The following is a 17,368-nucleotide window of genomic DNA, read 5'->3' on the forward strand; positions in this document are numbered from 1 at the left end:
TTGCGACTGGCCACCGCAAGTTGCCTTTCACTCATCGTGAACAGCTTGAAACACAGGGAAGGCCGGCCGACATCATTTTTATCTGACATTTGCCGCCCGGGCCTTTTCCGGACTAGGAGAATGTGATTCAACCGGCTAAAGCGCGTCGCGCTGAAGCAGATTCATGCGACGCGCTTTAGGTCCTTGTTTTTCATGCATGTCGTTTTCGCGAAACCGAAGTCACTTTTGGGCGACATGCATTAGGGGCGGGTGTCGGAAACTCGGATTTCACGAGCAGGGGGCATATGGCCAAGGAAGCGCGCGGCGATTTCTATCCGGTACCGATCGTCGACCAGAATACGCGACCGGGCGCGGTCACCCGGCTTATCATCTTCATCGTCGTTCTGACGGGAGCGGCAATCGTCTTCGGCCTTTTCCGGGAGCGCCTCGGCGATCCCTTCCTGCTCGGCATGCTCGGCGTGCTGGCGATGATCGGCGTCGGCTTCCTGTTCGCGACCGCGATCGGCTTCGTGCAGATCACACCGCGCTCGACGGGCGACGAACTGTCCAAGGCTTTCGTCGACTCGATGTCACAGGGCCTGCTGGTCACGGACACCAAAGGCCGCGTCGTCTACGCCAACCGGGCCTATGCCGATATGACCGGGGCCTCCTCGGCCGCAGACCTGAAGACGGTCGAAGGATTGCTCTCCGATATCCCCGAAGCCTCGGTGACCATCTACCGGCTGGCGTCCGGCCTGCGTGACGGGCAGCCGGGCGACGGCGAGTTCCGGCTCGCGCAATCGATCCGGCCCGGCGCTGAACCGGGCGCCCGCTGGTATCGGGCACGCGCCCGCACGTTCAGCGTCCCGGGCCAGCGGCTGCCGATGCTGGCTTGGCAGCTCGCCGATATTTCGCAGGAGCGGGCCGAGCAGGAGCGTTTCTTCCTCGATCTGCAGAAGGCCATCGATCACCTCGACCACGCACCGGCCGGTTTCTTTTCGGCCGACCAGGACGGCCGCGTCACCTATATCAACGCCACGCTCGCCGGATGGCTGGGCATCGACCTTGCCAGCTTCACGCCCGGCGCCGTCACCTTGCCAGATATCGTTGCCGGCGACGGCATGGCGCTGGTGCGCTCCGTCAAGGCGGATCCCGGCACGACGCGCAATGCGGTCATCGATCTCGACTTGACGACGATGACCGGCGAGGCGCTGCCGGTACGCTTCATGCATCGCGTTTCGGCCAGCCGGGAGGGCGTCGGCGGCCCAACACGCACCATCGTGCTCAACCGCACGCAAGGCGAGGATGCCTCGGCCGATCTGCGCGCTTCGGAAGTGCGCTTCACCCGCTTCTTCAATTCGACACCGATGGCGATCGCCGGTGTCGATGCCAGCGGGCGCATCCTGCGCACCAATGCACCTTTTCTTTCGCTGTTTTCCTCGGTCGTCGACCGCGATGCCGTGGATCGCCGCGTGCGGCTCGACACCGTGATCCATGACCGCGACCGGCCGGCCTTTGCAGCCGCGTTCGAGAAAGCCCGGCAGCGGCAGGCCGACATCGAACCGATCGACACCGTGCTGCCCGGCAATGAAGAGCGGCACATCCGTTTCTACGTCAACGCCGTTGCCGACGGCACCGGCGGCGAAGGAGCCGAGGAATCGGCCATCGTCTACGCCGTCGAGACGACCGAGCAGAAGGCGCTCGAAGGGCAGATGGCGCAAAGCCAGAAGATGCAGGCCGTCGGCCAGCTCGCCGGTGGCATCGCACACGACTTCAACAATGTGCTGACCGCCATCATCATGGCATCGGATCTGCTGTTGACCAATCACCGGCCGTCGGATCCGTCCTTCCCAGACATCATGAACATCAAGCAGAACGCCAATCGCGCGGCCTCCCTGGTGAGACAGTTGCTGGCCTTCTCGCGCAAGCAGACGCTGCGGCCGGAAGTGCTGAACCTCACCGACGTACTCGCCGATCTCAGGATGCTGCTTGCCCGGCTGGTCGGCAACGACATCAAGCTCAAGGTCGACCACGGCCGCGACCTGTGGCCGGTCAAGGTCGATATCGGCCAGTTCGAGCAAGTGGTGGTTAACCTGGCGGTCAACGCGCGCGACGCGATGCCGACCGGCGGCGATCTCACGGTGCGCACCCGCAACGTGACCGCCGAGGAGTGCAAGAACTTTGCCTATCGCGAACTCACCGCGGCCGACTATGTGGTGGTCGAAGTCGAGGATACCGGCAGCGGCATCGCGCCCGACGTGCTGAAGAAGATCTTCGAGCCGTTCTTCACCACCAAGGAGGTCGGCAAGGGCACGGGCCTTGGCCTGTCCATGGTTTACGGCATCATCAAGCAGACCGGCGGCTTCATTTTCTGTGATTCCGAACTCGGCAAGGGGTCGACTTTCCGCATCTTCCTGCCACGTCACATCGCTGAAGCGAAAAACGCAGCTGAACCCGGCGAAGCGCCGGCCACGGCGCCGGCCAAACCGGTCGACAATGCCAAGGACCTGTCCGGGTCGGCCACGGTGCTGCTGGTCGAGGACGAGGACGCGGTTCGCATGGGTGGCATGCGGGCACTGACCTCGCGCGGCTACACCGTTCACGAGGCGTCCTCGGGCGTCGAGGCGCTGGAAGTGTTCGAAGCGCTCGGCGGCAAGGTCGATATCGTTGTTTCCGACGTGGTGATGCCGGAAATGGACGGGCCGACGCTGCTCGGTGAATTGCGCAAACGCCAGCCGGACATCAAGTTTGTCTTCGTCTCCGGCTATGCCGAGGACGCATTCGCCAGGAACCTGCCGGCGGAGGCGCATTTCGGCTTCCTGCCAAAGCCGTTCTCGCTCAAGCAACTGGCCACGATCGTGAAGGATGTGCTTGAATCCTAGTGGTTCGGACCTGACGGAAGAGTGCCTGTCGCGGGCCGGACCGGTATTCGCCGGAGGGAATATCCAACAAGCCTCAAGCGCGGCGCCTTCAAAAGCATCGTCGATCTCCAAACCGCCATCAACCGCTACGTGGTGTCGAGGCCATTCTTCTGAACTCGGGACCCGCGAAATCATTGCAGCGGTCAGACGTGGGCACCAAGTGTTAGATTCTATCCACTAGGTATTTCTGATGCCGCGCCCTTGCACAACGCCGTAACAACGCCATGATTATTGACAATATGGCAGGCGGGCTTGGGGGAGCAGCTGTTGACGCCACACATCGAGGCAGACAAGGGCGACTACGCCGACACGGTTTTGTTGCCGGGCGACCCGCAGCGCGCGGAGTGGATGGCGCAGACTTTCCTGGACGCGCCGCGCTGCGTCAATCGTCGACGCGGCGCTCTTGGTTTTACCGGCCTGTTTCGCGGCAAGCCCGTTAGCATTCAGGCGACGGATATCGGTGTTTCGTCGTTCCTGATCTATGCGCATGAATTGCTTGACTATTATGGTGCCCGAACACTGATCCGTACCGGCACCTGCGGTACCCTGAGCGCCGAGGCAAAGCTGCGCAGCATTGTGATCTCGCAATCGGCACGGCCTGAAGACACCGAGAGCGGTAGGGTCTTTGGTCTTTACGAAGCTGATGTCGGCCCGGATCCGGCGCTGCTCGCTTGCGCATTGGCTAAGGCAACCGAACTCGGCATCGACCACCACGCCGGCCTGACAGCCTGCACCGACATATTCTACCATCCTGAAGCGCCCGCCCGCTATGCCGATGCAAGGGCGCTCGGAGCGCTGGGAAACCAGCGCGCTCTATCGCATCTCGGCGCATTTCGGCGCGAGGGCATTGTCGCTGCTGACCGTCGTCGACAATCTTATCACAGGCGAACAGGCCGACTATTCCGAACGCCAGGAGCTTTTCACCGACATGAGCCGCCTGGCGCTCGACATTGCCACGCAAGGGCGCTAGGCGGCCTCGCGCTTCAGCACCTCCGCCATGGATGGCCGGTGGCCGCGAAGACGTGCAGACCGCTGGGCCAATGGCGGCGAGGGCCTACTGGTTGCCTCCCCGGGTGCAGGTCGAGGCTGTGAAGGCGCCATCAGGCTGCTTCATGATGATGTCGAAGGAGGGCGGGCTCTGGCCGTCGAGCGTTGCCTGGGTCATCGAGAGCGCGTTGCCGCCAGTGGTGTAGCCGCCCAGCGGGCCCAGCCACGAGATCACACCGTTTGCGTCCATCTGGTAATTGTAAGCCTGTTTGGCGGTACCGAAGGTGACGGGCCCCGTGTAGACATTTCCCTTGATGGTGATGTCGCCGAGATTGAGGAACAGGCCGAGCAGGTAGACTTCGCAGTGATAGGTGCCATCGGGCATCTTGCCGTCACTGAAGTCGGCCCGCGCCGCTGCGGTTGCCGCCGCCAGAGACAATATGCCGATGAATATGCGTGAGATGCCCGATGTCATGATGCCGTCCGCTTGAACGACAAGCTTGCCCTATTTTTGCGCCGCGCCGCAACATTTGTTGCCCACGACGCGTGTGCTACGGCCAAAATATAGGCATTTGGAGAAAATGGGCTAAAATTAGGCAAACGCGCTCTACACTGCGCAATTTTCCGTCAGTCAATTTTCAACCGGTTCTCTTCTATCTGTTCATTCTAATATAACAACCCTCTGATAATGCTGTGATATTTCCCTATTTTCGGCATACCTTCAGCGGTTGGCATGGGGGTTGCATTGCATTGTCGCGGTGCAATCAACCAGCTTGGGAGTCTTCCGTAATGAGGGGTAATTTCTCGACAATAGCAAAAATGTTCACGGCGAGCGTGGTTGCCGCTGGTCTGATGGCCGCTCCGGCCAGGGCTGCCGACGACACGATCAAGGTCGGCATTCTCCATTCGCTGTCGGGCACGATGGCGATCTCGGAAACGACGCTGAAGGACGCCATGCTGATGCTCATCGACGAGCAGAACGCCAAGGGCGGCCTGCTCGGCAAGAAGCTCGAAGCTGTCGTGGTCGATCCGGCATCCAACTGGCCCCTGTTCGCCGAAAAGGCGCGCGAGCTCATCTCGAAGGACAAGGTCGCGGCGGTGTTTGGCTGCTGGACCTCGGTGTCGCGCAAATCGGTGCTGCCAGTATTCTCGGAACTGGACAATATCCTGTTCTATCCCGTCCAGTATGAGGGCGAGGAGAGCGAACGCAACGTGTTTTACACGGGTGCCGCGCCGAACCAGCAGGCGATTCCAGCTGTCGACTACCTGATGAGCGAGGATGGCGGCTCGGTGAAGCGCTGGGTGCTCGAAGGAACCGACTACGTCTATCCACGCACCACCAACAAGATCCTCGAAGCCTACCTGAAGTCGAAGGGCGTCGCTGCTGAAGACATCATGGTCAACTATACGCCGTTCGGCTTCGCCGACTGGCAGACCGAGGTTTCGGCGATCAAGAAGTTCGGCTCGGCCGGTAAGAAGACGGCCGTTGTCTCGACCGTCAATGGCGACGCCAACGTGCCATTCTACAAGGAACTCGGTAACCAGGGCATCAAGGCCGAGGACATCCCGGTCATGGCCTTCTCGGTCGGCGAGGAAGAGCTGGCCGGTCTCGACACCGCACCCCTGGTCGGCCATCTTGCCGCCTGGAACTACTTCGAGAGCATCGATACGCCCGAGAACAAGAAGTTCATCGCCGACTGGCACAAGTTCATCAAGAACGACAAGCGCACCACCAACGATCCGATGGAAGCCCATTATATCGGCTTCAACATGTGGGTGAAGGCGGTCGAGAAGGCCGGCACCACCGATCCGGACAAGGTGATCGACGCCATGGTCGGCGTTTCGGTGCCCAACCTGACCGGTGGCTATGCGACGATGATGCCGAACCACCACATCACCAAGCCGGTGCTAATCGGCGAAATCCAGGCCGACGGCCAGTTCGAAACGGTTTCGCGCACACCGGGCCTGGTGATGGGCGACGAATGGTCGGACTATCTGCCGGACTCCAAGGAGCTGATCTCCGATTGGCGCAAGCCTCTGTCCTGCGGCAACTTCAACGTTGCCACGGGCAAGTGCGGCGGCAAGGGCACAAACTGATCCTCCCAGGTCTGCCGGGCTGGGCCCTCAGGCCCATGCCCAAGACCGCGCGCGTCCGGGCCGTTTTTCCTCCACAGTCCGGACGCCTAATTTCAACCCTCCAAGGGTCCACAAAAGCCGATGACCTTGATCCGCACGATTGGCCTGACGCTGTTGTGCCTGCTGGCGATGCTGTCGTCGTCGGGGGCAGGCGAAGCCGATCTGCGCGCCACCATCGCCAAGTTCGCTACTGCCAAGGGTTTTTCGGACATCGGAGCAGTGGTGCATGAACTAACCGCCACAGGCGATCCAACGGTCGAAAGGCCGCTCTCGGCACTCGCCGACGGCAACCTCTATATCCGCAAGGCCGATTCCCTGGTTTTCGTCGGCAAGGAAGCCGGCGAAAGCATCCAGCTTTTCGACCCGCTCGGCAGCGACGCATCAGGCGAGGCTGCCAAGGACGACGTCACCAAGATCAAGGTCAACAACACGCTGCGTCGCGTCATCCGCGACGCGCTGGGCACGTTGACGCTTGGCGCCAAGGATTCGGCCGCACGACTGGCCGCGGCCGACACTATGTTCAAAACACCCGATGCCTCGAACATAGAGCCACTCGACACGGCGATCGCCAAAGAGACCGTGGCTGGCGTCAAGGCCCTGCTCGAACAGGCTCGTGCGGCCTCGGTGCTTGTGTCCGATAGGCCTGAGGCTGACAAACTCGCCGCAGTCGCCTTGATCGGTACGCGTGGTGACCGCGATGCGGTTTCGCTGCTCACCTCGGTCGAAGCCAGTGCGTCGGGCGCGGTCAAGGACGCGGCGACGGCGGCGATCGCCAGCATCAATTCGACGCTGGCCTTGTGGGATGCCGGCCAGAACATCTGGTACGGGATTTCGCTGGGTTCGGTCCTGCTGCTGGCGGCGATCGGGCTTGCCATCACCTTCGGTGTCATGGGTGTCATCAACATGGCGCATGGCGAGATGGTGATGCTTGGCGCCTACACGACCTTCGTCGTCCAGCAGGTGATCCGGACATCCTTTCCCGGATTGTTCGACTGGTCGCTGGTGATCGCGCTGCCGCTTGCCTTCCTGGTCGCGGCGTTCGTCGGTCTCATCATCGAGCGCGGTGTGATCCGCTTCCTCTACGGGCGGCCGCTGGAGACGCTGCTGGCGACCTGGGGCGTCTCGCTCATCCTGCAGCAGGCGGTGCGCTCGATCTTCGGGCCGACCAACCAGGAGGTCGGCAATCCGTCCTGGATGTCCGGCTCCTTCGACATCGGGCAACTGGCCATCACCTGGAACCGTCTGTGGATTCTGGTGTTCGCGCTCACGGTGTTCGGCATGTTGCTCTACGTGATGAAGCGCACGCCCTGGGGCCTGCAGATGCGCGCCGTCACCGCCAACCGGCGCATGGCCGCCTCGATGGGAATCAGGACGCCGTGGGTCGACGCTTTGACTTTCGCGCTAGGATCGGGAATTGCCGGCATTGCCGGCGTCGCGCTCAGCCAGATCGACAATGTCTCGCCCAATCTCGGCCGCGGCTACATCATCGACAGCTTCATGGTCGTCGTCTTCGGCGGTGTCGGCAATCTCTGGGGTACGCTGGTCGGCGCCTTTTCGCTCGGCATCGTCAACAAGGTTCTCGAGCCTTATGCCGGCGCCGTCCTCGGAAAGATTGTCGTGCTGGTGCTGATCATCCTGTTCATCCAGAAGCGCCCGCGAGGCCTGTTCGCGCTCAAGGGCAGGGCGGTGGAAGCATGATGTCAGGACGCTTCTTCGCCGCGGGTGCCGACCGCCGTATCGCTATCACCATTTTCGTCCTGCTGGCCGTGGCCGTCATCGTGCCGCTGCTCAACCTGGCCGTCTCGCCGACCAGCGCCTTCTACGTGCCGTCCTACATCGTGGCGCTGACCGGCAAATATCTCTGCTACGCGCTGCTGGCGCTCTCGCTCGACCTGGTCTGGGGCTATTGCGGCATCCTTTCGCTCGGCCACGGCGCCTTCTTCGCGCTCGGCGGCTATGCGATGGGGATGTATCTGATGCGTCAAATCGGCTCGCGCGGCGTCTACGGCAATCCGATCCTGCCCGATTTCATGGTGTTCCTGAACTACAAGGAGCTGCCCTGGTTCTGGACCGGCTTCGACCATTTCTGGTTCGCCGGCCTCATGGTCCTGGCAGTGCCCGGTCTGCTTGCCTTCATCTTCGGCTGGTTCGCCTTCCGAAGCCGTGTCACCGGCGTCTACCTCTCGATCATCACTCAGGCGATGACCTATGCGCTGCTGCTCGCCTTCTTTCGCAATGACATGGGTTTCGGCGGCAACAACGGCCTGACCGATTTCAAGGATATTCTCGGCTTCAACGTGCAAGCCGATGCGACCCGTTCGGCACTGTTCGCGGCCAGCGCCATCATGCTCGCACTCGCCGTCTTCATCACCTGGGCGATCGTCGGCTCCAAATACGGCAAGCTCCTGATGGCCGTGCGCGACGCTGAAAGCCGCACGCGCTTCCTCGGCTGGCGGGCGGAGAACGTAAAACTGTTTGCCTTCACCGTCTCGGCCGTCATGGCCGGCATTGCCGGCGCGCTCTATGTGCCGCAGGTAGGCATCATCAATCCCGGCGAGTTCGAGCCGTCCAATTCGATCGAGGTCGTAATCTGGGCGGCCGTCGGCGGGCGCGGCACAATTGTCGGGCCGATCATCGGCGCGCTGCTGGTCAATGCCGGGAAATCCTGGTTCACCGGCGTGCTGCCGGAATTCTGGTTGTTCGCGCTCGGCGGCCTGTTCGTCGCCGTCACCTTGCTCTTGCCCAAGGGCATCATCGGCATGTGGGACAGTTGGCGCGGCAATGCCAGGGCGTTGCGCGCGGCTTCCCTCGCTGAAGAAGCCGGCACCGAGGTTGGGACCGCGTCCGCGACGTCGAAGCCCGCTCGCTCGCCGGCGCGAAATCCGGGCGAATGGTCCTGGTCCGACTCCGAACCGCAGGCGGCGGAGTAAGCGACCATGAGCAAATCCAACACCATCCTCTATCTCGACGGCGTCTCGGTCTCCTTCGACGGCTTTCGCGCCATCAACAATCTGTCGCTGGTGCTCGACAAGGGCGAGATGCGCGCCATCATCGGCCCCAACGGCGCCGGAAAGACGACGATGATGGACATCGTCACCGGCAAGACGAGGCCGGATGAAGGCGAAGTGTTCTTCGACGGCCAGGTGGACCTCACCAGGCATGACGAAGCCGAGATCGCCATGATGGGCATCGGCCGCAAATTCCAGAAGCCGACCGTCTTCGAAAGCCACACGATCGAAGAAAACCTGATGCTGGCGCTGAAGGGGCCGCGTTCGATCTTCCCGGCGCTGTTCCACCGCCAATCGGCCGCCGAGGCGCGGCAGATCGATGACATCCTTGGCATTATTCGGTTAGGCGACAAGCGCCGCGAGCTCGCCGCCAATCTCAGCCACGGCCAGAAGCAGTGGCTCGAGATCGGCATGCTGCTGGCGCAAGACCCGAAACTGCTTCTGGTCGACGAGCCGGTCGCCGGCATGACCGATGCCGAAACCGAGGAAACCGCACGGCTGCTCAGGGATATCGCCCGCGACCACTCGGTCATTGTCGTCGAGCACGACATGAATTTCGTCCGCGAGCTCGGCGTGAAGGTCACCTGCCTGCATGAAGGCTCGGTGCTGTCGGAAGGGACGCTCGATTTCGTCTCGGCCGACGAGCGCGTCGTCGAAGTCTATCTGGGGAGATGAATATGGTCTGGCGGGTGCAATTCCATCACTTCGACATGTCGTTTCTTCGCTTCTGGAGAAGGCGCTGACATGCTCGAAGTTTCCAATGCCATGCTCCATTACGGCGCCGCCCAGGCGCTGCGCGGCGTGTCGCTGAAGGCGGGTGCGGGCAAGATCACCTGCGTGCTCGGCCGCAACGGCGTCGGCAAGACAAGTTTGATGAGATCGATCGTCGGCCATCACCGGCTGACGAGCGGAAGTGTTGCCTTCGAGGGGAAGGCGCTCGACCGGAGCGCGGCGTATGACCGCGCCCGGTCGGGCATCGCATTCGTGCCGCAGGGCAGGGAGATCTTTCCGCTGCTCAGCGTGCGGGAAAATCTCGAATCCGGTTTCGCGCCCTTGAGGCGCGCCGACCGCAACGTGCCGGCGCACGTCTTCGAACTGTTTCCGGTGCTGAAGCAGATGCTTGGCCGCCGTGGCGGAGATCTTTCCGGCGGTCAACAGCAGCAGTTGGCCATCGGCAGGGCGCTGGTGATGCGGCCGAAGCTGCTAGTGCTCGACGAGCCGACCGAAGGCATCCAGCCCTCTGTTATCAAGGATATCGGCCGCGCCATACACTACCTGCGCGACCAAGCCGGCATCGCGGTACTTCTGGTCGAACAGTATCTGGACTTCTGCCGAGAACTCGCCGACGAGGTCAACATCATGGACCGCGGCCAGATCGTCCACACCGGCCCAGCGGAAGATTTGGACCGGGCTGATGTTCGCAAATTCCTTACGGTCTAGAATCGGCGCTGAACTTCATTTGAAGATTTGAAGTCCTTGGCAAGTCCAATATTTCTTCCGTCCATCATCTGCGTCTCTGGCACACGCAATATCGCATGCTAGTCTTTTCCAGGCTTTGTGAGTCGGCCGCTTCCGTATCAGTCTGGTATCGCAGATCGAGGCGCGGCGAAGGTTCTGCAAGTTCCGCGCAAGCAAGGCTTCCTAGCTTCCCGATCTGATTGTCGTTCAAACGCGTTTGGGCACACAGGCTAAGGGACAGCCATGGAACGTTACGTCGAGGACTACCAGAAGCGGCGGCTTACCGAACGCGTCGACATCATCGCCGCCATCAACATCCTGAGATCACAGGGCTGCGATTACGACGATCTGATCGAGGAGATCACCAAGGTCTTCTATGTCGACCTCGATGCCTTCAATGAAATCGTCATGGCGGCCTAAGGGCAGCCTTCGCTATCCAACAATCACAGCCTCACCATGCGCGTGATCAGCTCACGCGTCGGAAGGGAGAGGCGGTCACGCGGTTGCGGCCTCCGCGCTTGGCATCGTAGAGCGCCTTGTCGGCGGCGTTGAGCACCTTGTCGAAGCTGAGCCCTTCCTTGCTGCCAAAGGCAAACCCGGCGCTGACCGTGCAGGTGAGCAAACCGCTTTCGGTTTCTATCAGCCGCGTCGCGAATACGGCCCGGATTCGCTCTGCCGATTGCTCGACCGTTTCCGGCAGAGTGCGTTTCAGCACCAGTGCGAATTCTTCGCCGCCCATGCGCGCGGCGACGTCGGTCTGGCGAAGATTGCCGGCGAGTTCCCTGGCGAACACCCTCAGCACCTCATCGCCCGCCGCGTGACCGAATTCGTCGTTGATGGTCTTGAAGTTGTCGAGGTCGAAAACGACCACCGCCGTAAAGGCACCGACCGGGACGTCGCCGTGCATGTCGAACAGAGCGCGCCGGTTGAGCAGGCCGGTCAAGGGATCCGTCAGGGCGTTGCGGTGGTGGTACCTCGCCAGGCGCCCCTGGTTAAGGGCAAGCGAAAGCGCGCCGATGCCTGTCATGCTGGCGATAACCACGATGAGGCTGAGCTCCTCGGCCCAGTTGCTTGGTGCGTGTCCCAGAACCAGTTTGCCATCCCACGCAAGAACCATGGCGCAGAGCGCGAAGGATGTGGCCGTGGCCGAATAGAGCGCGGTGATGCCGATCGTCAGGGCGGGTGCCTCATCGCGGCCTCGCCAATATTCGAATGCCGTGGCGAACAGCAGCAAGGCGGCGAACATGTTCTCGAACATGAAGCCGAGGCCATCATAGCCCAAAGCCATGGGAGGCAACGCAATCGCCAACGAAACGCAACCCGACAGCGCCCGCGGCAACGGCGAGCCGCCGGTTCGGAACTGATAGGCGGCACCCAGCATGGCCGAAAAGCCGATCAGCAGGAACGCTGAAGTGGCGATGCCGAGCAGACGCCCGGGCATGTCGATATAGGCGTCATAGATGAAAATATCGCCGACCACGAACACCAGGCTGATTGCCCATGTCAGCAGGAATTTTTCCGAGCGGGCGGTCAGCCACATGCCGAACAATGTCAGGCTGAGGCAGGCGGCGGAGAACCCGACGGCCAGCAGGAGTGAAGTGTAGTCGAGCGACATGCCCCTCTTTCCCTGCCGGCGGCGGTTCCAGCTCTGCGGCCTGGCGTCGGCGCATTCATGCGGCAAGGAAGTGTCAATAAGGTTACGACGGGCCGAGAATGCCAGGATTTCTCCGTGTCAGAGAATTGCCACCGCCAACAGCATGAGGATGCCGACCCCCATCATCAGCAAGCCCGGCCAATCTTGCGAGAGGCCTAGGAAACGAAGGCCACGCCGGGGTGGCTCAAGCGTCGGACCCGTCGAGCCCGCAGGGGCCGAGCCGCCGCTCAACTGGCCGCGCCTGATGGCTGCGCCCGCCATGTACACAAGGCCGGCTATGGTCAGCAACGCTCCGATGAGGATGATAGCCATCTCTCCTCGCTTTTGCCCAACGCCCCGGGCGCCATGGAAACCGGCTCTCGGCTAGATAGGCAAAACGGTCAAGATGCCCCGCGGGTTCCGAACACGCAGCAACACCCGACCTCGAAGCCTCGTCAAAAGACATGGCCGCGGTGCAAGCTTGCCATTTTAATCGGCCACACGCTTCATCAGCGCCATCGCCCCGAACGGCGCACGCACTTTGCCCTCGGTGATAAAGTAGACGAACACGTCGCGCGGCTGAACCGGGGCGTCGGTGGCGGGGTCGGCGCGGCGCAGATCGGACGGCTGCTCGCCTTTCGCCCAAATCTTTGCCCGCGCCGCCCATTCGTCGAGGCCCTTTGGCGTGTAGCAATCGGGATTGTCGTCGCTGCCGGTCTGCAGCCGCGCATAGACGAAATCGCCGGTGATATCGGCGATATCGGGATATTTGGCATGGTCGGCATAGACGATCGCCGCCTTGTATTTGCGCGCGAGCGCGGCGAATTCCGGCACGATGAAGCTGTCGTTGCGGACTTCGAGCGCGTGGCGCAGCACGACGCCGTCCTGCTTTTCCGGCAGCAGCTTCAGAAACGCTTCGAAATCGTCCGGATCGAACTTCTTCGTCGGCGCGAACTGCCACAGGATCGGCCCGAGCTTGTCGCCGAGCGCGGCAACGCCGGAACCCAGGAAACGCATCATCGATTCACCGGCTTCACCGAGAACGCGCCTGTTGGTGACGAAGCGGTTGCCTTTCAGCGAATAGACGAAACCGTTCGGCGCCTCGTTGGCCCATTTGACGAAGGTCGGCTCCTTGAAGCTCGAATAATAGGTGCCGTTGACCTCGATGCTCGGCACCTGCCGGGCGGCATATTGCAGTTGCTTCGCCTTCGACAGTTTTTCGGGATAGAAGGACGTGTCCCAAGGCTCGAAGGTCCAGCCGCCCATGCCCGCGCGGATTGTTCCCGATGTGCTCATTGTCGTTCTCCCGGATTTCTAAAAGCGATCAGACCTCGGTGGGCCTGTCGATGGGTTTGGCCATGTCGACCAGTATCCACCCTGGCCGATAGGGATTGGGCCGGCGACCCGTTTCACGGTAGCCATAGGCGGCGTAGAGCGCGATGTTCCGTTCCATCTTGGCGTTGGTGTAGAGCCGCACCTCCGGCAAACCCCACAGACGCGCCTGTTCATCCGCGTGATTGAGCAGTGCTATGCCGAGTTTTTTGCCCTGAAAAGCAGGGGAGACGGCGACGCTGAAGATCATGGCGTGGTCTTCGTGTCGTTCAAGAACAATAAGCCCGGCGGGATCATTGCTGCTCTCAAGTAGCCAGACCTCGCCGCGCTCGATACGGGGCGCATAATCCTCGGTAACGGGGATCGGTGGCGCGTCGAGTATGGCGTTGTAGGAAGCATAGGCCGCTTGCGTCAGCGTCACGATCGCGGCGAGATCTTCTGGGCCAGCGAGCCTCATGATTGATCCATTCCGGCAGCGGCCGCTATCACCTTTTCCATGCCAGCGGCAATTGCGGCGACGGCATCGCGGCTGGCGTCACGGAGATCGTGGCGTTCGGCGATCCAATGGACGTCAGTGTAGGAAAGCCAGACCTTGCCTTCATCCTCCCAGGCCAGCGCCTTCACCGGCAGGTCGATGCCGGCAAGCTGTTGGTCCTGCATCAGCGGTGTGCCGCCCTTCGGGTTGCCGAAAATCAGAAGCTCCGTCGGCCGCAGCGCAGTGCCGACATCGCGCGCGCCGGCCTGGTGATCGATGCGCGCGAACACAAGCAGTCCCGCGCGCTTGACCACCTCAGCCAGGCGGTCGATGGTTTCGGTCACGCCAAAGCGGCTCTGGACCGTGATGAGACCATCCTCTGTCATCACTCCGCCGCTTCGCGCTTGCCTCCAGGGCGCCGCTCCAGAAGCTCCTTGAGGAACTGGCCGGTGTAGCTGCGCTTCTCGCGCACGATGGCTTCCGGAGTGCCGGAGGCGACCAGTTCGCCGCCGCCATCACCGCCTTCGGGCCCGAGGTCGAGCACCCAGTCGGCGGTTTTTATCACTTCGAGATTGTGCTCGATGACGACCACGGTGTTGCCCTGGTCGACCAGTTCGTGCAGCACTTCCAACAATTTGGCGACATCGTGGAAGTGCAGGCCGGTGGTCGGCTCATCGAGGATGTAGAGCGTCTTGCCGGTTGCCTTGCGCGACAGTTCTTTGGCCAGCTTGATGCGCTGCGCCTCGCCGCCGGACAGCGTCGTCGCCTGCTGGCCGATGTGGATGTAGCCCAGCCCGACCTGCTTCAGCGTCTCCAGCTTGTCGCGCACGCCAGGCACGGCGGCGAAGAAGTCGACGCCTTCCTCGACGGTCATGTCGAGCACGTCGGCGATCGACTTGCCCTTGAACAGGACGTCGAGCGTCTCTCTGTTGTAGCGCTTGCCGTGGCAGACGTCGCAGGTGACGTAGACGTCGGGCAAAAAGTGCATCTCGATCTTGATGACACCGTCGCCCTGGCAGGCCTCGCAGCGGCCGCCCTTGACGTTGAAGGAGAAACGTCCCGGCTGATAGCCGCGCGCCTTCGCTTCGGGAAGACCCGCGAACCAGTCACGGATCGGCGTGAAGGCGCCGGTGTAGGTGGCGGGGTTCGAACGCGGGGTCCGCCCAATCGGCGACTGGTCTATGTCGATGACCTTGTCGAGGAATTCCAGCCCCTCGATGCGGTCATGCTCGGCCGGATGCTCGCGCGAGCCCATGATGCGGCGCGAGGCCGCCTTGAACAGTGTCTCGATCAGGAAGGTCGACTTGCCGCCGCCGGACACGCCGGTGACGGCGGTGAACGTGCCGAGCGGGATTTCGGCGGTGACGTTCTTCAGATTGTTGCCGCGCGCGCCGACGATCTTCAGCCGCCGGTTCTTCTTGGCTTCGCGGCGCACGCCAGGCGTTGCCACTTCGAGTGCGCCCGACAGATATTTGCCGGTGATCGAATTGGGGTTGGCCATCACCTGCTGGGGCGTGCCCTGGGCGATGATCTCGCCGCCATGGATGCCAGCGGCGGGGCCCATATCGACGACATAGTCGGCATGCAGGATGGCGTCCTCGTCATGCTCGACGACGATCACCGTGTTGCCGATGTCGCGCAGATGCTTGAGCGTGTCGAGCAGCCGCGTGTTGTCGCGCTGGTGCAGGCCGATCGACGGCTCGTCCAGCACATAAAGCACACCGGTCAGCCCAGAGCCGATCTGCGAGGCCAGCCGGATGCGCTGGCTTTCGCCGCCCGACAGCGTGCCGGAATTGCGCGACAAAGTGAGATAATCGAGCCCGACATCGTTGAGGAAGCGCAGGCGCTCGCGGATTTCCTTCAACACGCGGACAGCGATCTCGTTCTGCTTGTCGTTGAGCTGCGCCGGCAGGTCGGTGAACCATTTGTCGGCGTTGCAGATCGACTGTTCCGTCACCTCGCCAATGTGCTTGCCGGCAATTTTCACCGCCAGCGCTTCGGGCTTCAGCCGGTAGCCCTTGCAGACCGGGCAGGGCGTCGCCGACATGAAGCGCTCGATTTCTTCGCGCATCCAGGCGGATTCGGTCTCTTTCCAACGCCGTTCGAGATTGGGGATGACGCCTTCAAAAGTCTTGGTGGTCTTGTAGGAACGCAGGCCGTCATCATACTGGAAGGTGATCTCGCGCTCGCCGGTACCGCGCAGGATCGCCTCCTGGGCTTTCGCGGAAAGATCCTTGAACTTGTCGCCGAGCTTGAAGTCGTACGCCTTGCCCAACGCCTCGAGCGTCTGCGAGTAATAGGGCGAGGTCGATTTCGCCCATGGGCTGACGGCGCCGTCGCGCAGCGACACGTTTTCGTCGGGCACCACGAGGTTGGGGTCGATGGCGCGCTGGCTGCCGAGACCGTCACAGGTCGGGCAGGCGCCGAACGGGTTGTTGAAGGAGAACAGCCTGGGCTCGATTTCCGGAATGGTGAAGCCGGACACCGGGCAAGCGAACTTTTCCGAGAACAGGATGCGTTCATGCGTCTCGTTCTTCGACTTGTTGACCGAATCCTCGCCGGTCTGGCTGGCGTCGAGCGGCTTGTCGGCGAACTCGGCCACCGCCAGCCCTTCGGCCAGCTTCAGCGCCGTCTCGATGGAGTCGGCGAGACGCGTGGCAAGGTCGCCGCGCACGACGATGCGGTCGACGACAACGTCGATGTCGTGCTTGTATTTCTTGTCCAGCGCTGGAACGTCGGCGATTTCATAGAAGACGCCGTCGACCTTGACGCGCTGGAACCCTTTCTTCTGCAATTCCAGCAGTTCCTTGCGGTACTCGCCCTTGCGGCCGCGCACGATGGGCGCCAGCAGGAACAGGCGCGTGCCTTCCTCGACCGCCAGTACCCGGTCGACCATCTGGCTGACCGTCTGGCTCTCGATCGGCAGGCCGGTGGCCGGCGAATAGGGCACGCCGACACGGGCAAACAGAAGCCGCATATAGTCGTAGATCTCGGTGACGGTGCCGACCGTCGAACGCGGGTTCTTCGACGTGGTCTTCTGCTCGATGGAGATGGCCGGCGACAGGCCGTCGATCTGGTCGACGTCGGGCTTCTGCATCATTTCGAGGAATTGCCGTGCATAGGCCGAGAGGCTCTCGACATAGCGGCGCTGGCCTTCGGCATAGATGGTGTCGAAGGCCAGCGACGATTTGCCGGAGCCCGACAGGCCGGTCATGACGATCAGGCTGTCACGCGGCAGGTCGAGATCGACGTTCTTCAGATTGTGTTCGCGCGCCCCGCGAATGGAAAGGAATTTATGGTCGGCCATCGCCGGTCGCCGCCTCAGATCTGGAATTCGTGGGATTGGCGGGTTTTCCCAGCCATCCCCTATGTAGGTCTTTTTGCCGCCACGTCGAGAGACGCCACAACTCCCGACAGAAGTCGTTTAACCGTCTTTCGC

Annotated in this window: 14 protein-coding genes and 1 pseudogene; 8 read left to right on the forward strand and 7 right to left on the reverse strand. The window is 62.0% G+C overall.

Going from position 1 to position 17,368, the window contains the following annotated elements; genetic code table 11:
* Window positions 1–284 precede the first annotated feature (284 nt).
* On the forward strand, window positions 285–2,861 hold the full coding sequence (locus FJ941_RS05360) for an ATP-binding protein (RefSeq protein WP_140503694.1): 2,577 nt from the start codon (window positions 285–287) through the stop codon (window positions 2,859–2,861).
* 306 nt (window positions 2,862–3,167) lie between these two features.
* Window positions 3,168–3,870 (forward strand): annotated as a pseudogene (locus FJ941_RS05365) (purine-nucleoside phosphorylase).
* Between the two features lie 84 nt (window positions 3,871–3,954).
* Here FJ941_RS05365 and FJ941_RS05370 read toward each other — a convergent pair.
* Window positions 3,955–4,362: a hypothetical protein gene (locus FJ941_RS05370; protein WP_140503696.1), complete on the reverse strand. Its 408-nt coding sequence runs from the start codon at window positions 4,360–4,362 to the stop codon at window positions 3,955–3,957.
* Between the two features lie 344 nt (window positions 4,363–4,706).
* Between FJ941_RS05370 and urtA the strand changes: the two genes are divergently transcribed.
* From urtA to FJ941_RS05400, 6 genes are all read left to right on the forward strand, one after another.
* Entirely contained in the window at window positions 4,707–5,984 is a 1,278-nt protein-coding gene (gene urtA, locus FJ941_RS05375) for an urea ABC transporter substrate-binding protein (protein WP_246672598.1), read from the forward strand.
* A 120-nt stretch (window positions 5,985–6,104) separates the two neighbouring features.
* A complete protein-coding gene (urtB, locus tag FJ941_RS05380) occupies window positions 6,105–7,721 on the forward strand; it encodes an urea ABC transporter permease subunit UrtB (RefSeq protein ID WP_140503700.1) in 1,617 nt (538 codons plus the stop codon).
* Entirely contained in the window at window positions 7,718–8,953 is a 1,236-nt protein-coding gene (urtC, locus tag FJ941_RS05385) for an urea ABC transporter permease subunit UrtC (protein ID WP_140503702.1), read from the forward strand. Before urtB ends, urtC begins: the two co-directional genes overlap by 4 nt.
* 6 nt (window positions 8,954–8,959) lie before the next feature.
* Window positions 8,960–9,706 (forward strand): urea ABC transporter ATP-binding protein UrtD, encoded by a 747-nt coding sequence (urtD, locus tag FJ941_RS05390; protein WP_140503703.1) that lies wholly within the window; start codon window positions 8,960–8,962, stop codon window positions 9,704–9,706.
* A gap of 69 nt (window positions 9,707–9,775) precedes the next feature.
* Window positions 9,776–10,471, forward strand: coding sequence for an urea ABC transporter ATP-binding subunit UrtE (urtE, locus tag FJ941_RS05395; RefSeq protein ID WP_140503705.1), 696 nt, complete (start codon window positions 9,776–9,778; stop codon window positions 10,469–10,471).
* Window positions 10,472–10,732: 261 nt separating this feature from the next.
* A complete protein-coding gene (locus tag FJ941_RS05400) occupies window positions 10,733–10,909 on the forward strand; it encodes a hypothetical protein (protein WP_084636783.1) in 177 nt (58 codons plus the stop codon).
* A 46-nt stretch (window positions 10,910–10,955) separates the two neighbouring features.
* On the opposite strand, the gene FJ941_RS05405 is transcribed toward FJ941_RS05400, so the two are convergent.
* From FJ941_RS05405 to uvrA, 6 genes are all read right to left on the reverse strand, one after another.
* Window positions 10,956–12,104 carry a GGDEF domain-containing protein gene (locus FJ941_RS05405; protein WP_140503707.1) on the reverse strand — a complete coding sequence of 383 codons (1,149 nt, stop codon included), beginning with the start codon at window positions 12,102–12,104 and terminating at the stop codon, window positions 10,956–10,958.
* Window positions 12,105–12,221: 117 nt separating this feature from the next.
* Window positions 12,222–12,455 (reverse strand): hypothetical protein, encoded by a 234-nt coding sequence (locus tag FJ941_RS05410; protein ID WP_140503709.1) that lies wholly within the window; start codon window positions 12,453–12,455, stop codon window positions 12,222–12,224.
* A 156-nt stretch (window positions 12,456–12,611) separates the two neighbouring features.
* Window positions 12,612–13,418, reverse strand: a complete 807-nt coding sequence (locus tag FJ941_RS05415; protein ID WP_140503711.1) for a DUF72 domain-containing protein — start codon at window positions 13,416–13,418, stop codon at window positions 12,612–12,614.
* A gap of 28 nt (window positions 13,419–13,446) precedes the next feature.
* Window positions 13,447–13,911 carry a GNAT family N-acetyltransferase gene (locus FJ941_RS05420; protein WP_140503713.1) on the reverse strand — a complete coding sequence of 155 codons (465 nt, stop codon included), beginning with the start codon at window positions 13,909–13,911 and terminating at the stop codon, window positions 13,447–13,449.
* On the reverse strand, window positions 13,908–14,315 hold the full coding sequence (locus tag FJ941_RS05425; RefSeq protein WP_181169717.1) for a DUF302 domain-containing protein: 408 nt from the start codon (window positions 14,313–14,315) through the stop codon (window positions 13,908–13,910). Before FJ941_RS05425 ends, FJ941_RS05420 begins: the two co-directional genes overlap by 4 nt.
* Window positions 14,315–17,236, reverse strand: a complete 2,922-nt coding sequence (gene uvrA / locus FJ941_RS05430; protein ID WP_140503717.1) for an excinuclease ABC subunit UvrA — start codon at window positions 17,234–17,236, stop codon at window positions 14,315–14,317. Before uvrA ends, FJ941_RS05425 begins: the two co-directional genes overlap by 1 nt.
* Between the last annotated feature and the right edge of the window lie 132 nt (window positions 17,237–17,368).

It is taken from the genome of Mesorhizobium sp. B2-3-13, from assembly GCF_006442195.1.
GTDB lineage: Bacteria > Pseudomonadota > Alphaproteobacteria > Rhizobiales > Rhizobiaceae > Mesorhizobium > Mesorhizobium salmacidum.

What these genes read in the sequence shown, in the direction of transcription:
- FJ941_RS05360 (WP_140503694.1), top strand. Translation starts at nt 285, where the DNA reads ATGGCCAAGGAAGCGCGCGGCGATTTCTATCCGGTACCGATCGTCGAC.
- FJ941_RS05370 (WP_140503696.1), bottom strand. Translation starts at nt 4,362, where the DNA reads ATGACATCGGGCATCTCACGCATATTCATCGGCATATTGTCTCTGGCG.
- urtA (WP_246672598.1), top strand. Translation starts at nt 4,707, where the DNA reads ATGTTCACGGCGAGCGTGGTTGCCGCTGGTCTGATGGCCGCTCCGGCC.
- urtB (WP_140503700.1), top strand. Translation starts at nt 6,105, where the DNA reads ATGACCTTGATCCGCACGATTGGCCTGACGCTGTTGTGCCTGCTGGCG.
- urtC (WP_140503702.1), top strand. Translation starts at nt 7,718, where the DNA reads ATGATGTCAGGACGCTTCTTCGCCGCGGGTGCCGACCGCCGTATCGCT.
- urtD (WP_140503703.1), top strand. Translation starts at nt 8,960, where the DNA reads ATGAGCAAATCCAACACCATCCTCTATCTCGACGGCGTCTCGGTCTCC.
- urtE (WP_140503705.1), top strand. Translation starts at nt 9,776, where the DNA reads ATGCTCGAAGTTTCCAATGCCATGCTCCATTACGGCGCCGCCCAGGCG.
- FJ941_RS05400 (WP_084636783.1), top strand. Translation starts at nt 10,733, where the DNA reads ATGGAACGTTACGTCGAGGACTACCAGAAGCGGCGGCTTACCGAACGC.
- FJ941_RS05405 (WP_140503707.1), bottom strand. Translation starts at nt 12,104, where the DNA reads ATGTCGCTCGACTACACTTCACTCCTGCTGGCCGTCGGGTTCTCCGCC.
- FJ941_RS05410 (WP_140503709.1), bottom strand. Translation starts at nt 12,455, where the DNA reads ATGGCTATCATCCTCATCGGAGCGTTGCTGACCATAGCCGGCCTTGTG.
- FJ941_RS05415 (WP_140503711.1), bottom strand. Translation starts at nt 13,418, where the DNA reads ATGAGCACATCGGGAACAATCCGCGCGGGCATGGGCGGCTGGACCTTC.
- FJ941_RS05420 (WP_140503713.1), bottom strand. Translation starts at nt 13,911, where the DNA reads ATGAGGCTCGCTGGCCCAGAAGATCTCGCCGCGATCGTGACGCTGACG.
- FJ941_RS05425 (WP_181169717.1), bottom strand. Translation starts at nt 14,315, where the DNA reads ATGACAGAGGATGGTCTCATCACGGTCCAGAGCCGCTTTGGCGTGACC.
- uvrA (WP_140503717.1), bottom strand. Translation starts at nt 17,236, where the DNA reads ATGGCCGACCATAAATTCCTTTCCATTCGCGGGGCGCGCGAACACAAT.